Genomic DNA, 17,002 nt, shown 5'->3' on the forward strand with positions numbered 1-17,002 from the left:
CCCGTTCATTCCCGGGAGCTTGCCCTCGCCCGTCCACCCAAGCGGTGGACGGGCGAGCTTTTTCCGCAAGACACCTTTCGCAAGGCGCCTATCGAGCGACTCCTCGGTACCACGCAAAGGGGCCAGAGCGCGTCCGTGTCTACTCGCCGGCGGCCATGGCCTCGAGTTCCATCCAGCGCTCCATGACCGCGTCGAGGCGTTCCTGAGTCTCCTGCAGCAACGCCAGACGCTCGGTGACCACACCGGATGGCTGCTGGTAGAAGTCGGGCTTGCCCGCCTCCGCCTCGAGCTCGGCCACCTCAGACTCCAGCCGTTCGATCTCCGCCGGAAGGCCATCGAGCTCCCGCTGCAGCTTGTAGGATAGCTTGACCGGCTTGGCCTTGGCTGGCGCTGCGGCCGTGTCCGCCGTATCCGTCTTGCTGGATGCCGGCGCCGGTGCCGCGTCATCCGCGGTCGGCTCCACCCGCTGGCGCGCCGCACCCTCCCAGGGCGCCGGCGGCAACTTGCCGCCCTGGCGGACCCAGTCGCTGTAGCCACCGACGTACTCGCGTACCTGCCCCCTGCCTTCGAAGGCCAGCACGCTTGTCACCACGTTGTCCATGAAGGCGCGGTCGTGTGATACCAGCAACAGGGTGCCGTCGAAGTTGAGCAACAATTCCTCGAGCAGCTCCAGGGTCTCGACGTCCAGGTCGTTGGTCGGCTCATCGAGCACCAGCACGTTGGCCGGCTGGGTGAACAGCTTGGCCAGCAGCAGGCGGTTGGACTCGCCCCCGGACAGTGCCTTGACCGGCTGACGCGCACGCTCCGGCGAGAACAGAAAGTCCTGCAGGTAGCTCATCACGTGGCGGTCCTTGCCACCCACCGTGACCCGATCACTGCCCTGGGCCACGTTGTCGTAGACGGTGCGCTCAGGCTCAAGCCCGGCCCGGAGCTGGTCGAAGTAGGCGACCTGTAGCTTGGTCCCCAGCCGCACCGTGCCTTCGCTCGGCTCGAGTTCGCCCAGCAGGATCTTCAACAGGGTGGTCTTGCCGGCGCCATTGCGCCCGATCAGACCGATACGATCCCCACGCTGAATCTCGATATTCAGGTCACGGATGACCGTCGCATCCTCGAAGTGCTGGGTGACGTGAGACAGCTCCACCACCCGCTTGCCGCTGCGTTCGCCGGTATCTACCGTCAGCGAAGCATTGCCCTGGCGCTCGCGCCGCTGGCTGCGTTCGCGGCGCAACTGCTCGAGCGCCCTCACCCGTCCTTCGTTGCGCGTACGTCGGGCCTTGATCCCCTGACGAATCCAGGCTTCTTCCTGGGCCAGTTTCTTGTCGAACTCGGCGTTCTCCCGGGCCTCGACCTCAAGCTCGTGCTGCTTCTGGGCCTGGTAGGTGGCGTAGTCACCGGGATAGCGCCCGAGCTTGCCACGATCCAGCTCGAGGATCCCGGTGGCCAGACGCGACAGAAAGGCGCGGTCGTGGGTGATGAACAGCACCGCGCCGGCAAAGGCGGCAAGCTGTTCCTCGAGCCAGGCGATGGTGTCCAGGTCCAGGTGGTTGGTCGGCTCATCGAGCAGCAGCAGATCAGGTTCGGCGACCAGCGCCCGAGCCAGCGCCACCCGCCGGCGCCAGCCGCCCGACAGCGACGACATCTCGGCGTCTTCGGGCAGCCCCAGGCGGGTCAGCACCACATCGATCCGCTGGTGGAACGACCAGCCGTCGATGGCCTCCAGCCGCGTCTGCAGCGTCGCCATGCGGTTCATGTCCGGATCCTCGGACTGCACCAGATGGTGATACTCGGACAGCAGATCGCCGGCCTCGGGCAGGCCCTGGGCCACCACATCAAAGATGGTCTCGCCGCTGGCCTCCGGCAGGTCCTGCTCGAGCACCCCGATCTTGAGCCCTGGGGCGCGCCAGATGGTGCCGCTGTCGGCCTGATTCTCGCCCGCCACCAGTCTCAGCAGCGTGGACTTGCCGGTGCCATTGCGGCCCACCAGCGCCAGCCGCTCTCCCCGCTCGAGCACCAGGTCGGCACCGTCGAGCAACACATGGTGGCCATAGGCCAGTTGCAACTGCTCCAATCGTAGCAGGGTCACGCTTCACCTCTTCGCTTGATCATCGCGACAGTGTACCTCATGCCCCCCTCCTGCTGGCATGACCGATCCCACCTGAGAGTCAAAATCAGAGACCACGCGATCAGCGACACGGCCACCTCGAGCACCGCACCACGTGGTTGTGCCGCCGGCACACAGGTACAATGCGCCTCCATCGATATAGCCGCCCCAAGGAGACCGCGTTGTCCGTCCCAGACAAGCCTGCCCCAGACGAGACGCTGCCGAACCCGCTGCCGGAGCCGCTGCGCTTTCACTCGCCTGCCCCTCTGGTCGACATCGGCGCCAACCTGACCCACGAGAGCTTTACCCACGATATCGATGCCACCCTCGCCCGTGCCCGCGCGGCCGGCGTCGAGACGCTGATTCTCACCGGTACCGATCGTGAGCATGCCGAACAGGCGGTGGCCCTGTGCCAGGCCCACGAAGGCCTTTACGCCACCGCCGGCATTCACCCGCACCAGGCCAGCGAATGGGGTCCGGAGCTCGAAGCCGCCATGGCCGAGCTACACCAAAAGCCCCAAGTGGTCGCGGTGGGAGAATGTGGCCTCGACTTCAATCGCAACTTCTCGACCCCGGCCGAACAGGAACGCGCCTTCGAGGCGCAACTCGCCCTGGCTGCCGAGTCAGGGCTGCCATTGTTCCTGCACGAGCGCGACGCCGGTGCCCGAATGCGTGACATCCTCGGCGCCTGGCGAGATGATATTTCACGGGCGGTGATACATTGCTTCACCGCGGATCGCGAGACGCTCCACGGCTACCTGGATCTTGACCTGCACATCGGCCTGACCGGCTGGATCTGCGACGAGCGCAGGGGCCATCATCTACGTGATCTGGTGGGCGATATCGCCGCCAATCGACTGATGGTGGAGACCGACTGTCCCTACCTGTTGCCGCGTAATCTGCCGGCCAAGCTCAAGGGCCGCCGCCACGAGCCGGCGCTGCTGCCCTGGATCGTGCGAGAGATCGCCCACTGGCGCGGCGAAAGCGAAGCTGAGCTTGCCGCCAGCAGCACCGCGACGGCCCGCGCCTTCTTCGATATCAAGGAGTCCTGACATGGGCGACATGCCTGCCTTTATCGCCGTGGAGACCGGCGGCGACGGCGATCTGCCCCTGGCCATCGCCTGGAGCCTCGACGATGGCCGCATCAAGCACACCCTGATCCAGCCCGACGAGGACTGGCTCGATGCCGAGACGGTGTCCCTCGGCGACTACAGCCGCGAGGAGCTGGCCAGCATCGGCGTGAGTCCGCTGGACGTGATTCGTGAACTGGAAACCGATCACTTCAATGCCACCCTGCTGACCGCCGGCGTATTCGACGACGAGGCGGCCATCTCACGGCTGTTCGACACCTACGGTCTCGACCCCTTCGTCGAGCTGGCCCCGGCAGAATCCCTCTATCCCGACCTGGATCCTGGCGAGTGGGCGCGCGCCCGCAACGAGCTGTTTGCCGAACTGGGCCTCGAGCCCATGCGTCCGGAGCAGGAGGTAGAGGTAATGTTGCATCTGCACAAGCGACTCAGCGACAGCGACTGAGACCGCAAACGAAATGCGACCGCTGACGGTGCGACTCGGGCCGTCAGTCCTACCAGCAGTCCTCCCGTCAGCCCTCCCATAGCTCCATCCCCTGTTACCAGGGCTTCAGGCGTTCTCGCGAACTATCGCTTGGTCACGAAGCAGTACCGCCCCTCCCGGCGCGAAGCAAAGCAGCGGCTGGCGTCACCCCCGCGTGGTGGTCGCGGTATACCTTGGTCGACTGGTCTCCTCCCTCCTCTCGGGCCAGGCTTGTTCTTCCCAACAAATCGAACTTAAGTACGCCATCCGAACAATAAGCTTCGAGAGAGTGACCCCATGCCCATTACTACGAACATTGCCACGTCTTTTGCCCAGCCCCGGCGTCTTGCCGGACCCCGACCTGCCCCCCGCGCCATCGCCACCTTTCTGGCTCTGGCCAGCGCAGCCCTTTTCAGCGCAACCCTGTCCACCTCCGCCCAGGCCGACACCAGTATCGTGATGCTGGGCACCGGCACCCCGGTACCCGACGGAGAGCGGGCCGGTTCGGGGGTCGCGGTCATCCATGATGGCGAGGCCTATCTCTTCGATGTTGGCCCCGGCGTCGTCGAGCGCGCCAGCCAGGCCCAGGAGCGAATGGGCATCGAAGCGCTCGCCCCGGTGAACATCGAGCGGCTGTTTCTGACCCACCTCCACAGCGACCATGTACTGGATTACCCGGAACTGCTCGGCACCTACTGGTGGCGCCGCGAACAGCCCATCTCGGTGGTCGGCCCGGTGGGTACCGAGGCCATGAGCCAAGGGGTCTACACCATGCTGGCCGAGGACACCAATACGCGCCTGGCCGACAAGAGCCCTGTCACCAATCCAGCGGCGGCCAGGGCCCTGGTGACCGAAATCGAGAAGGAGGGGCTGGTCCACGAGTCACCCGGCATCAGCATCCACGCCTTCGGGGTAACTCATGGAGACTGGGAGCAGGCCTACGGCTACAAGGTCGTCACCGATGACCTGACCCTGGTGATCTCGGGCGACACGTCGCTTTCCGAGGAAGTGCGTCGCCAGGCAAGCGGCGCAGACGTACTGATCCACGAGGTGATCAGCCGTCAGGGGTGGGAACAACTGTCACCGCAGTGGCAGGCCTACCATCAATACGCCCACACGCTGAGCGATGAACTGGCAGAGTTGGCCCGGGAAGCGCGTCCCGGCACCCTGGTGCTGACCCATGTTCTGCACTACTCGGCCCCGCGGGAGAGCGTGCTTGACGAGGTTCGCGCCGACTATGATGGCAGGGTGCTGCTACCCGATGATCTTGACGTCATCGAGTGACCGACACCATCAGGCGATGGCAGGCTCGAGCTGCTCTCGTCCGAGCTCGATCGCCTCGCTCAACGCCAGCCCTTGCCGATAGAAGCCGCGCAGCGCCGCTTCGAAGGCTGCCGCACGGCGCGGCAGTCCTTCGTCACGGTAACGGCGGGCACGCTCGGCCACCCGTCGGGCGAAGCCTTCACGATCGACCTCCACCTCGCCGAGGTTGTCGACGCTGACGTGAAAGGTCAGCCCGGCCGCCTCGCTGAAGATGCGCTCCAGCGCCTGGGGCGCCACCTCGACCTTCTCGAAGGCCTGCTGCTGCATCTCGCTGCGACCGTCAGGCTCGTACCAGTAGCCGTAGTCTTCCAGTAGTCGCCGACGCGGCCCGGCGATACACCAGTGGCTGACCTCGTGCAGTACGCTGGCAAAAAAGCCCCGCGCAAAGATCACCCGATGCCAGGGCACCTGTTCGTCGGCGGGCAGATACAGGGGCTCATCACCGCCACGCACCAGACGGGTATTGCAGGGGCCCAGAAACAGCCCATCGAACAGTTCGATCACGTCTTCCAGGCGGTGCTCCACAAGGGCTCCTTCAGTTCGGGCGTTTGTCAAAAGCGGCGGCAGGCTGTTCCCGCGCGCCACTACCGAGCGATGTTGGCGAGGGCGCTTGCCAAGGGCGCCTGCCGACAACGATTGCCGAACCCGCCTGGCGAGAACAGTGGCCGATGCCGATTGGCGCGAGCCGGCAAGGATACCAAGGCTTGGCGCACAGCCAAACTCTCGAAGCATTCGATTCTGGCGACATCGCTGGTTTGATTGACCAGACACCGATGACGGCGCTCGGCCTTCGCACTCTGGCACCAGGGCCTGCGGCGCCAAGATGGTGCATCGCTGGTACACTCTCACGGTACCCCGTGTCCCGAGTCGGCGCTTGCCCGGCGATCACCTCTTGGCCGTCTGTCCCGACAGCGGCCCGCTGACTCAAGGCACCAGGGCAAGAAGCCCGTATTCTTTGCATGGAGCCCACCAACGTGCGTCCTTTCCCCACCGGCCTCGGCGCCACCAGCCGCCGCGAGAGCTGGCCCTTGATCCGTCTGGCATTGCCCATCTGTGGTGCCCAACTGGCCCAGGCCGGCATGAGCGTCGTCGATATCATGATGACTGGCCGCCAGAGCGCCACCGACCTCGCCGCGGTCTCCGTCGGTGCAAGTCTGTGGATGCCCTTGATGCTGTTCATGACCGGAACCCTGATGGGGCTGACGCCGATCGTCGCCCAGCTGCTGGGGGGCGGGCGCCAGGCGGGCATTCGCCCCAACGTGCACCAGGCGCTGTGGGTGGGCCTGGTACTGGGGCTGGTCTCGGCGCTGTTGCTGCGCCTGGCGGTGGCGCCGGTATTCGCCTGGATGGAAGTGCCGCCGGAAGTGGCAGAACGCGCGCGTGACTATGTTGGCGCAGTGGCCTTCGGAATGCCCGGCGTCGCTATCTTTCTGGCACTGCGAGCGTTCTCCGACGGGGTCAATCATACCCGGCCGGCGTTGTGGATCAGCCTGATCGGGCTGGCCGTGAATATTCCCAGCAACTATGTGCTGATCTACGGTGGCGACGGTTTCACTCGCCTGCTGGGCGACGCCACCCCCGGCTGGTTGGCCGACCTGCCGGCACTGGGCGCCTATGGTTGCGGCATCGCCACCGCCATCGCCATGTGGGTGATGACCCTGGCGATGATCCGCTACACCCAGAAGAGCCGCGCCTATGGCAGTATCGAACTGTGGCACTCGCCCACCCGTCCGAATCCCCGGATGATCGCCGAACTGCTCTACGTGGGCGTTCCCATCGGTGTGGCGATCTTTGTCGAGGTCACCCTGTTCACCCTGATCGCGCTGTTTATCGCAAGCCTCGGCGAGATCGTGGTGGCCGCCCACCAGGTGGCGCTCAACTACACCTCGGTACTGTTCATGCTGCCGCTGTCACTGGGTATGGCCTTGACGGTGCGGGTCGGCAACACCCTCGGCGGTGGCGACCCTCGGCTGGCGCGACTGGTGGCCTGGAACGGCATCCTGATCGCGCTACTGGTGGCGCTGTTCAACAGCCTGCTGCTGTGGCTGACGGCGGAAACCATCGTCGGGCTCTACACCCATAACGTCGAGGTCCAGGCACTGACCCTGTCGCTGGTGGGGCTGGCGATGCTCTATCAGGTATCGGATTCCCTGCAGGTGGCCCTCGCCGGCGCCCTGCGCGGCTACAAGGATACCCGGGTGATCATGTTCATCACCCTGCTGGCGTACTGGCTGGTCGGCCTCGGCGGCGGCCACCTGCTGGGACGCTACGGGGTTGGCGACTGGATCGAACCGATGGGGGTACACGGCTACTGGATCGGGCTGATCGCGGGGCTGACCGTCGCCGCGCTGCTGCTCGGTGAGCGCTTCCGGCGCAAGGCCCGAAGCGTTGCCAGGCGCGCAGAGGACGGCTGAGCATGAACGGCTTTCGTCCTGGCCGGTGGCGACCGCTGCTGCTCGCCTCCTGCCTGTCGCTGCTGGTGGGCTGTGGCGACTCGGCGCTGGAACGTGATCTGCTGGCCTATCAACAGCGGCTAGCCGAGGCACTCGACCAGCCACCACCGGAGCCCGCGCCGGTGGCCAACATCGGCGACTTCCCCGAACGCCGTCAGTTGACGCTCGAGATCCCGCCGATCAGGGAAGGCATGCTCGACGTCTTTGCCCTGCGCGGCTGCCATATCGCCAACCTGGTCGCCGAGCGCAACAACCAGCTTGGCAAGACCGCCGCCCCCAGCCAGCGCTGGCTCTACGAGCTGCGTCTGTGGCGCCGCCTCAGCGCCTGCTGGAACGCCGAGGCCGCCGACGCCCTGGCCGAGGGTGACCGCCAGCGCCTGGCTCGCCTGACCGACATCAAGACACGCCAGCTACCGCTGGCCAGCTACAACGCCCTGGTCTCCTCCGAGGAGTGGACCGGCAGCTTCTCGCGGGCAAGCTCTCCCCTGCCTCTCGACGAACTCTCGGCGGTCGACGAGCAGCTTGCGGCGCTTGGCTATCTGAACGAAGCGGTCATCCATCAGTTCGACCGCCAGTGGACGCCAGAGTCCGGGCCACTGGAACAGGCGCTTGCCACCCTGCGGGATCGTCCACTGAGTGCCGAGCTGATGCGCGCCCTGATGCTGGCAAGCCAACGCCTCGAGGAAGCCAGTCGACTGCTTGAGAGCGCCCTCGCCTCCCGCCATCGCTCAGACAACGACCGGACCGGCGCTGATGCGGCATGTTCACAGGCGACGACGCTGCCTGAGGAAGGCGACACCCTAGCGTCACTTGAGCGCCTCGAGACGCAGGCGCTACGCTGGTTCGCTGGCATGGACCGACTGCTGGACGCCCATGTGGCGGGCAGCCAGGCCTTTCAGGACTACCGCCGGCAATGGCTCGACCTGGACAGCGAAACCACGCCACTGGCAAGTTTCGTGCGCGTACGAGACGATCACCTGTGGTTGCGTCAGCAATGGCGTCAACGCTGTGATACCCACGAGGACTTACGCTAGTTGATGAGTCTGTGCTATTGATGAGAACAGGGACGTAGAGCGCAGCGTCCGGCCCCGGGCCGAGATGCGATGCCGTAAGCAAGCAGCCGCTGGAGGGAGATCATGGGCATTCCACTGTCACCCCGCCCCGCTCGGGTCATCGACCTGGAGAGCATGCGCCAACGCCAACTGGCCCGCAGACGCCTGGTTCGCCTGGCCCCGGAGCTCGATGGACTGGAGATGGTGTACCGACTCGACGCGCACCCGGATACCCTGTACGGCATGCCGATACTGGCCTGGGGGATGCGTGAGAACGGCGATATTGTCGGGCTGGTCCCGTGGATGGAGTCGCTGACGCCATGCGAGCAGCTCGACGATCCGGACCACGGTCACTTCGTCGGCTACCGTGATCCGGAAACCGAGGAGCTGTTCGACCAGCCCCCGGAACACAAGGAAATGGAACTGGCCCACGCGGCGGCCTACTTCGAATACGAGGATACCCGCGAAACCACCCTGATCCAGAGCCTGCCGGATCATCAGGGTACCCACGCCCTGTGCATGGACGAGGAAGGCGCGCCCTGGCAGCTCAAGCAGGTCTTCGGCTGGCGCCTGTACAGCGATGGCACCATCGAGTCCCTGCTGGCCGACGAGAACCTGATCGAAACCGTCCCGGTACTGCCCGGCGACGCCTGTCTCTACCCGGGCCACAGCCGACACCGGGTGGTGTACTTCTTCCAGCGCCAGATCGCCAATCGTATTCGCCAGGAAGACCCGGCGACGCTGGAAGCCCTGGCCATGATGGTCATGCCTGACGACGATGAGGAAGCCTCAGAATAGCGTCGGAAGGAGCGTCAGGATCAGCGTCACCACCGGGGAGGGGGCTCAAGCGTTGAGTCCCCTCCCTCGGCAATATCATCCCAGCCGGATAAAGTAGAAGTGCGAGCCATCTTCAAGACTGCGATGCTCCACCAGCTCGTGCCCGAGAAACTGGCAGAACTTGGGCACATCTCGGGTGGTCGCCGGATCTGTCGCCGTGACCTTGAGCACCTGGCCAGGACTCATGTCCCGCACCGCGTTGTGCATCATCATGATCGGTTCAGGGCAGAACAGACCGCTGGTATCCAGTTCCTTGTCGCTTGCGGGCAGCGCATCGGAAGAATCCACCATCAATACCTCGGAGTTGGAGTGAAAGCATGATCAAGATCATCATCGAGCGCCGCATCATGCCGGGCCTGGAAGAAGAATACGAGCAGGCCGCACGAGAGGCCATGCGCCAGTCGCTGGGCGCCGATGGCTTCTTCGGCGGCGAGAGCCTGGTCGAACAAGGACGCTCCGACCGCCGTCTGATGATCACCAAGTGGCGCGATCTGCGCGCCTGGAAGGCATGGTACAACAGCGAGGCCCGAGAAAGAGTGATGCAGCACGTCCAGCCGCTGCTGACCGAGGCAGAGAACGTCCGGATCTTCGAACCGGCCTACTGACCCACGCCCATCTGCTGCCCGTGTCGCCGCCTCAATCGAGGCGAACGTGCACGGTGACCTCTTCCCTGTCGTGATAAAGGTGACGACAGCGTATCTCAGCCCGAACCCCGGCCTCCTGCAAGCGTGACGCGAGGCCGGAAAGACACAGCGATACCTCCTCCCAGCGCTTCTTCATCGGCAGCTTCAAGTTGAACACCGCCTCGCGACACCAGCGCTGCAACAGCCAACGCTCCATCATGGTGATGACGCGCGAGGGCTTGTCGACGATGTCGCAGACCAGCCAGTCCAGGCGCATCGGCGGCTCCCACACGAAGCCATCCTCACGCAGATGCTCGACCATGCCGCTGGCCATCAGGGCCTTGTCCATGGGGCCATTGTCGATGGCGTAGACCTGCATCCCCCGCTGCACCAGCTGCCAGGTCCAGCCCCCCGGGGCAGCACCAAGATCCGCCGCCTGCATGCCCTCCCCGAGTCGCTCGTCCCACTCGTCACGCGGCACGAATTCATGCCAGGCCTCCTCGAGCTTCAAGGTCGAGCGGCTTGGCGCAGCGTGGGGGAAGCGCAGACGTCGAATGCCGCCGGGGAATTCACTGCGATTGCCGGGAAAGCTCATCGCCAGCTGGACCCGGTCACCGTCACGCCAGACCAGGTGCAGCCGTCGTCCTCCCGCCTTGCGGCGCAAGGCGCCACGCTTCTTGAGCTGGGAGTTGAGCGGGCGCTCCAACGCCTTCAACAGGCTACTCAGCGCCTTGGCCTCGTTGGTATCCGGGGTCTCCTGCCAGATCGACTCGAAGCTCCAGCCACAGGCCTTGAGCTGCTCGAAGATGGGCGAGAGCCGATCGTCCCGGGACAGCGAGAGCTCCGGCAGGGCCAGCAACGACTGGCGGGCAAATACCAGCTCGTCGAGACGCAGGCGACGATGCAAGTCATTGGCCGGGTGCTCGCCGTCCATGCTGACCCTGACCAGCCCCTCCTCCATCAGGGGCTCGACGCTGGCGCCCTCGCCTTCGGCCAGGAACTCAGCGTGCAGGCGGTCGGTCAGCTCGGCGGCCAGGTCCGGCTCGAACCCCGGGCGACAGAACAGAAGGATTTGATCAGGCGTCATGGGTAAAGGTTCTCTTTCTCCAGTCGAGTCCGGCGCGTCCCTCGGCGGTCAGTTCGATATCCTTCAACTGAACGTTCAGGGCGTTGGTGGAGATCACCACCTCCCACAGCGAAAACACCAGGGATATCGACAGCGATGCCAGGCTGATGCCGAACAGCAGCATACCCAGCGGCGTCCATGACAGGAACAGCGCAAACATCGACAGGGTACACAGCAGAAAAGCGAAAACCCCGGCGATCTGCATTCGCTTGGTCAGCGAGATGCGCCGTCGCAGTAGTCGGATCTGGGTGACGTGATCCTCTTCCCCCTCCTTTACCTGCTCCGCCAGCTTGCGGATCAGTCCGGCCAGGGTCAGGAAGCGATTGGTATAGGCCAGCAACAGCAATGAAATGGCGGGAAACAGCAGGGCCGGCGTGGTCAAGTTCACGGGGGCACTCCAGAGGATCGACGAAAGTCGATCATGGTAGCAGTCACGGCGCCTGGCGACGAGTCGCGCGGCCCTTCCCCCAGCCTCGAAGGTCAGCTTGACGCACCAGGTGCGACACACCCGGTACGCTGAGACAAGCTCGCGTGGAAAGACGCACAACTTGCCGATCCGGTAGCGACCGCCGGACCGCTGTGCCTTATACGAAACTGCCCCCGACGCAAGCGTCGGGGGCAGACAATGGAGCGGAGGCCGCAATCAGGACTCAACCTGCAGAGCCATCAGGCCGCGGCCAACAGAGGCGATGTCCCGATTACAGGATGCCCTGCTCCTTGGCCATCTGACGAGCCGCCCGAGGGGCCGTCCACAATGTCGGCAGCAGCACCAGCGACACCGGGATGGCGGTGATCACGATAAACTGCTGCAGGGCACTGATCTGGCCTGCGCCCATTCTCAGCAGAATGGCGGCCATCAGCGCCATGGCGATGCCCCAGAAGGCACGAACCAGTGCGTTGGGCTCGTCGTGACCGGCACCGACCACGGAAATGGCGTAGCTCATGGAGTCACCGGTCGTCGCCACGAAGATGGTGGTCAACAGCAGGATGGCCATGGCCATCAGGCTTCCGCCGGGCAGCGCCTGGGCCACGGTCAGGGTCGCGACATCAAACTGGAAGTTGTTCAGCGCCTCGGTCAGATCGATGGCACCGCTCAGTTGATAGTAGATGCCGGAACCACCCAGCAGGGTAAACCAGATCATGGTTGCCACAGGCGCCATCACCGCCACCGCCAGAATCATCTGCCGGATGGAGCGTCCACGAGAAATCCGAGCGACGAAGATCGCCATCAGCGGGCCGTAACCGATAAACCAGGCAAAGAAGAACACTGTCCACCACTGCATCCACCAGTCCGGTGCGGTCTGGGTGGTCATGGTCGCCATCTCGAAGAACGAGCTCAGATAGGCGCCCGCCCCCTGGGTAAAGGCATCGGTCAGAAACAGCGTCGGTCCCAGGATAAAGATCGTCGCAGCGATCGCCAGAGCCAGAAACACGTTGAAGCGGCTGAGGATCTGGATCCCCCTGTGGATCCCGGTGACCGCCGAGGTCACGTACACCACCCCCAGAGCAGCAAGCACCATCAATTGGGTGCTGTAGCCTTCACTGACACCGAACAGCTCATGAAAACCGAAGCTGACCTGAGTCGCCAGGAAACCGATGGGGCCGACGGTACCCGCCACCACGGCGATTACGCACAGAGCGTCGACCAGGCCACCGAAGGGCCCCTTCATGACCTTTTCGCCCAGCACCGGATACAGCAGGGTCCGCGGCTGCAGCGGCTGTCCCTTGACGTAGTGGGCATGAGCCAGCACCACCGACGCCAGCGTACCCAGCACGGCCCAGGCCAGCAGCCCCCAGTGCATGAACGACTGGGCCAGAGCCCCTGAAATGGCCTCAGCCGTCCCGGCTTCGCTGTCGAAGGCCGGCGGCGTCACCACGAAGTGATAGACCGGCTCACCGGCGGCGAAGAACACACCGCCGCCCGCGAGCAGCGTGCACATGATCATCGACAGCCACTTGAAGGTACTGATCTCTGGCGTCTCGAGATTGCCGATACGCGCCTTGGCGCTGGGAGACACGGCGATGCCCATGGCGATGAAGAAGGTCGCCAGCAACAACAGCTGGAAATAGCTGCCCAGGGTCTTGGCGGTCCAGGCAAAGCCTGCCGAGATGCCGTTGGCAACCATCTCGATGTCGTACACAGACAGGGCGACGAAGCCCATGATGAAGCCGATGCTCAAGATGAGCACGATGGGATCACCCAGTCGAGAACCGGCCGAAGAAGCCCGCGAGTCGGAGGAAGCGGTGGTATGACTCATGTGGTGGGTAGCGACAGCAGACTAGGGTCAGGCTGTCGGACTCTCCTTTTGGGAAAGATGAATGGCGCCCTGATGGGCATGAAGGAAGCACGGAGGATTCCGCGATTTCATGACAGCTCTGTGGCTGAAGGGAAAGGATTCACCGCGCCTCATGCGCGAATCGAACCCGGCGACGCGCCTGGAACCCGTTCCAGGCTTATCGTAAAAAAAGCATGACAATGTCGACGCCGCGTGACCACCCCCTGAACAGCGCGATGGTTCAACGCTTGAGTCTTTTTCCGGTCATGCCAGCATGCCACTGGAGGGGTATACGACCTCAGGGCGTCACACAAACACTAGCGCCCTCGCATGGGGGTGAGTCACCCCGAGCTTTTGCGGCAACGCCGCAAGGGGGGACGAACGACGCGAGCCTGCGAGCGGCCGGACCGCGCCGAGGGGGGTTATCGGCGCGGCCCCACATATAAAGAGAGAGGTCTTCCCCATGCGTACGAAAAAGCCCAACTCCTCTCGGAATTGGGCTTCTTCTGAATAAATGCCTGACGATGACCTACTCTCGCATGGGGAGACCCCACACTACCATCGGCGCTGAGCGGTTTCACTTCTGAGTTCGGCAAGGGATCAGGTGGTTCCCACTCGCTATGGTCGTCAGGCGGAAAAAGGCAATGTATATCATGCTGACGATACGTTTCATCGTATCCGTCAATTAATTCGAGACATCATCGACCAAAACCCTTTGGGTGTTATATGGTCAAGCCTCACGGACCATTAGTACCGGTTAGCTCAACGCCTTGCAGCGCTTCCACACCCGGCCTATCAACCAGCTGGTCTTGCTGGGTCCTTTAGGAGGCTCAAGGCCTCAGGGAGATCTCATCTTGAAGGGGGCTTCCCGCTTAGATGCTTTCAGCGGTTATCCCGTCCGTACATAGCTACCCGGCAATGCCACTGGCGTGACAACCGGAACACCAGAGGTACGTCCACTCCGGTCCTCTCGTACTAGGAGCAGCGCTTCTCAAATCTCCAACGCCCACGGCAGATAGGGACCGAACTGTCTCACGACGTTCTAAACCCAGCTCGCGTACCACTTTAAATGGCGAACAGCCATACCCTTGGGACCGACTTCAGCCCCAGGATGTGATGAGCCGACATCGAGGTGCCAAACACCGCCGTCGATGTGAACTCTTGGGCGGTATCAGCCTGTTATCCCCGGAGTACCTTTTATCCGTTGAGCGATGGCCCTTCCATACAGAACCACCGGATCACTAGAACCTACTTTCGTATCTGCTCGACGTGTCTGTCTCGCAGTTAAGCACCCTTATGCTCTTGCACTCACTGCACGATTTCCAACCGTGCTGAGGGTACCTTCGTGCTCCTCCGTTACTCTTTGGGAGGAGACCGCCCCAGTCAAACTACCCACCACACACGGTCCTCGAACCGGATTACGGTCCTGAGTTAGAACGCCAATGATGCCAGGCTGGTATTTCAAGGTTGGCTCCACCCCATCTGGCGACAGGGTTTCAAAGCCTCCCAGCTATCCTACACAAGCAACATCAGCGTCCAGTGTGAAGCTGTAGTAAAGGTTCACGGGGTCTTTCCGTCTAGCCGCGGGTACACAGCATCTTCACTGCGATTTCAATTTCACTGAGTCTCGGGTGGAGACAGCGTGGCCATCATTACGCCATTCGTGCAGGTCGGAACTTACCCGACAAGGAATTTCGCTACCTTAGGACCGTTATAGTTACGGCCGCCGTTTACCGGGGCTTCGATCAGGAGCTTCGCGTGAGCTAACACCATCACTTAACCTTCCGGCACCGGGCAGGCGTCACACCCTATACGTCCGCTTGCGCGTTTGCAGAGTGCTGTGTTTTTAATAAACAGTTGCAGCCACCTGGTATCTTCGACCGCGTCAGGCTCCGGTCGCGAGGACCTTCACCCTAATGCGGCGTGCCTTCTCCCGAAGTTACGGCACCATTTTGCCTAGTTCCTTCACCCGAGTTCTCTCAAGCGCCTTGGTATTCTCTACCTGACCACCTGTGTCGGTTTGGGGTACGGTCTCACAGTATCTGAAGCTTAGAGGCTTTTCCTGGAAGCGTGGCATCGATGACTTCCTGACCGTAGTCAGTTCGTCTCGCCTCTCGGCCTTGAGGATCCGGATTTACCTGAATCCTCAGCCTACCGGCTTTCACCAGGACAACCAACGCCTGGCTCACCTAGCCTTCTTCGTCCCCCCATCGCAATACTGTGAGGTACGGGAATATTGACCCGTTTCCCATCGACTACGCCTTTCGGCCTCGCCTTAGGGGCCGACTCACTCTGCTCCGATTAGCGTCGAACAGAAACCCTTGGTCTTCCGGCGGGGGAGTTTTTCACTCCCCTTGTCGTTACTCATGTCAGCATTCGCACTCGTGATACCTCCAGCATGCTTCTCAACACACCTTCATCGGCTTACACGACGCTCCTCTACCGCTCGTCATTCGACGAACCCGTAGCTTCGGTACCTGGTTTGAGCCCCGTTACATCTTCCGCGCAGGCCGACTCGACTAGTGAGCTATTACGCTTTCTTTAAAGGATGGCTGCTTCTAAGCCAACCTCCTAGCTGTCTAAGCCTTCCCACATCGTTTCCCACTTAACCAGGATTTCGGGACCTTAGCTGACGGTCTGGGTTGTTTCCCTTTTCACAACGGACGTTAGCACCCGCTGTGTGTCTCCCACGCTTGCACTCACCGGTATTCGGAGTTTGCCTCGGGTTGGTAAGTCGGGATGACCCCCTAGCCGAAACAGTGCTCTACCCCCGGCGGTGATACGTGAGGCGCTACCTAAATAGCTTTCGAGGAGAACCAGCTATCTCCGGGCTTGATTAGCCTTTCACTCCGATCCACAAGTCATCCAAATCTTTTTCAACAGATCCTGGTTCGGTCCTCCAGTTGATGTTACTCAACCTTCAACCTGCTCATGGATAGATCGCCCGGTTTCGGGTCTATTTCCAGCGACTGGTCGCCCAGTTAAGACTCGATTTCTCTACGCCTCCCCTATACGGTTAAGCTCGCCACTGAAAATAAGTCGCTGACCCATTATACAAAAGGTACGCGGTCACCAAACAAGTTGGCTCCCACTGCTTGTACGCATACGGTTTCAGGATCTATTTCACTCCCCTCTCCGGGGTTCTTTTCGCCTTTCCCTCACGGTACTGGTTCACTATCGGTCAGTCAGGAGTATTTAGCCTTGGAGGATGGTCCCCCCGTCTTCAGTCAAGGTTTCACGTGCCTCGACCTACTCGATTTCACAACACTCAGGTTTCGGTTACGGGGCTATCACCCACTATGGCCAGACTTCCCAGTCTGTTCACCTACCAGTTGTGTTGCTTAAGGGCTGGTCCCCGTTCGCTCGCCGCTACTAGGGGAATCTCGGTTGATTTCTTTTCCTCGGGGTACTTAGATGTTTCAGTTCCCCCGGTTCGCCTCTCATGTCTATATATTCAACATGAGATACCCAAGTTACCTTGGGTGGGTTTCCCCATTCAGAGATGTCCGGGTCGCAGGTCGTTTGCCACCTCGCCGAACCTTATCGCAGGCTTCCACGTCTTTCATCGCCTCTGACTGCCTAGGCATCCACCGTATGCGCTTCATCGCTTGACCATATAACCCCAAAGGGTCTGTCAATCGATGATGTCACGACAATTGC

The 17,002-nt window shown here is 62.5% G+C and carries 13 protein-coding genes and 2 rRNA genes; 7 read left to right on the plus strand and 8 right to left on the minus strand.

What is annotated here, in order from left to right; translation table 11 throughout:
- Positions 1 to 139 precede the first annotated feature (139 nt).
- Positions 140 to 2,083, minus strand: coding sequence for an ATP-binding cassette domain-containing protein (locus tag NFG57_RS14350; RefSeq protein ID WP_108133209.1), 1,944 nt, complete (start codon positions 2,081 to 2,083; stop codon positions 140 to 142).
- Positions 2,084 to 2,283: 200 nt separating this feature from the next.
- On the opposite strand from NFG57_RS14350, the gene NFG57_RS14355 reads away from it, so the two are divergent.
- The 3 genes from NFG57_RS14355 (at position 2,284) to NFG57_RS14365 (ending at position 4,936) form a co-directional block, all read left to right on the plus strand.
- Positions 2,284 to 3,153 carry a TatD family hydrolase gene (locus NFG57_RS14355; protein WP_231498675.1) on the plus strand — a complete coding sequence of 290 codons (870 nt, stop codon included), beginning with the start codon at positions 2,284 to 2,286 and terminating at the stop codon, positions 3,151 to 3,153.
- A 1-nt stretch (position 3,154) separates the two neighbouring features.
- Positions 3,155 to 3,634 carry a hypothetical protein gene (locus NFG57_RS14360; protein WP_108133207.1) on the plus strand — a complete coding sequence of 160 codons (480 nt, stop codon included), beginning with the start codon at positions 3,155 to 3,157 and terminating at the stop codon, positions 3,632 to 3,634.
- 315 nt (positions 3,635 to 3,949) lie between these two features.
- Entirely contained in the window at positions 3,950 to 4,936 is a 987-nt protein-coding gene (locus NFG57_RS14365) for an MBL fold metallo-hydrolase (RefSeq protein ID WP_287165379.1), read from the plus strand.
- A 9-nt stretch (positions 4,937 to 4,945) separates the two neighbouring features.
- Here the strand turns inward: NFG57_RS14365 and NFG57_RS14370 are convergent, their stop codons facing one another.
- Complete coding sequence (locus tag NFG57_RS14370; protein WP_045992972.1) at positions 4,946 to 5,500, minus strand: elongation factor P hydroxylase; 555 nt, start codon at positions 5,498 to 5,500, stop codon at positions 4,946 to 4,948.
- A 449-nt stretch (positions 5,501 to 5,949) separates the two neighbouring features.
- Here NFG57_RS14370 and NFG57_RS14375 point away from each other — a divergent pair, with 449 nt between their 5' ends.
- From NFG57_RS14375 to NFG57_RS14385, 3 genes are all read left to right on the plus strand, one after another.
- The gene (locus NFG57_RS14375; RefSeq protein ID WP_240184243.1) at positions 5,950 to 7,389 is read left to right on the plus strand and encodes an MATE family efflux transporter; all 1,440 of its coding nucleotides are present in this window, start codon (positions 5,950 to 5,952) and stop codon (positions 7,387 to 7,389) included.
- A 2-nt stretch (positions 7,390 to 7,391) separates the two neighbouring features.
- Positions 7,392 to 8,462 (plus strand): DUF3080 family protein, encoded by a 1,071-nt coding sequence (locus NFG57_RS14380; RefSeq protein ID WP_249742862.1) that lies wholly within the window; start codon positions 7,392 to 7,394, stop codon positions 8,460 to 8,462.
- 102 nt (positions 8,463 to 8,564) lie between these two features.
- A complete protein-coding gene (locus tag NFG57_RS14385; RefSeq protein ID WP_108133204.1) occupies positions 8,565 to 9,278 on the plus strand; it encodes a hypothetical protein in 714 nt (237 codons plus the stop codon).
- A 75-nt stretch (positions 9,279 to 9,353) separates the two neighbouring features.
- Here the strand turns inward: NFG57_RS14385 and tusA are convergent, their stop codons facing one another.
- A complete protein-coding gene (tusA, locus tag NFG57_RS14390) occupies positions 9,354 to 9,608 on the minus strand; it encodes a sulfurtransferase TusA (protein ID WP_045992976.1) in 255 nt (84 codons plus the stop codon).
- 26 nt (positions 9,609 to 9,634) lie between these two features.
- Here tusA and NFG57_RS14395 point away from each other — a divergent pair, with 26 nt between their 5' ends.
- Positions 9,635 to 9,922 (plus strand): antibiotic biosynthesis monooxygenase family protein, encoded by a 288-nt coding sequence (locus tag NFG57_RS14395; protein ID WP_045992977.1) that lies wholly within the window; start codon positions 9,635 to 9,637, stop codon positions 9,920 to 9,922.
- Positions 9,923 to 9,953: 31 nt separating this feature from the next.
- Here the strand turns inward: NFG57_RS14395 and rlmM are convergent, their stop codons facing one another.
- The 5 genes from rlmM to NFG57_RS14420 all read right to left on the minus strand — a co-directional run bounded on the left by rlmM (position 9,954) and on the right by NFG57_RS14420 (position 16,956).
- Positions 9,954 to 11,027, minus strand: coding sequence for a 23S rRNA (cytidine(2498)-2'-O)-methyltransferase RlmM (rlmM, locus tag NFG57_RS14400; protein WP_045992978.1), 1,074 nt, complete (start codon positions 11,025 to 11,027; stop codon positions 9,954 to 9,956).
- A complete protein-coding gene (locus NFG57_RS14405; protein ID WP_108449027.1) occupies positions 11,017 to 11,454 on the minus strand; it encodes a DUF2721 domain-containing protein in 438 nt (145 codons plus the stop codon). The genes rlmM and NFG57_RS14405 overlap by 11 nt, the downstream gene beginning before the upstream one ends.
- A gap of 310 nt (positions 11,455 to 11,764) precedes the next feature.
- Entirely contained in the window at positions 11,765 to 13,324 is a 1,560-nt protein-coding gene (locus NFG57_RS14410; protein WP_213228935.1) for a BCCT family transporter, read from the minus strand.
- Positions 13,325 to 13,858: 534 nt separating this feature from the next.
- Positions 13,859 to 13,974 (minus strand): 5S ribosomal RNA (gene rrf, locus NFG57_RS14415).
- Positions 13,975 to 14,068: 94 nt separating this feature from the next.
- Positions 14,069 to 16,956, minus strand: a 23S ribosomal RNA gene (locus NFG57_RS14420).
- Positions 16,957 to 17,002 lie beyond the last annotated feature (46 nt).

Origin of the sequence: Halomonas sp. H10-59, from assembly GCF_040070555.1 — a bacterium.
In the GTDB taxonomy this organism is placed as follows: Bacteria; Pseudomonadota; Gammaproteobacteria; order Pseudomonadales; family Halomonadaceae; genus Halomonas; species Halomonas litopenaei.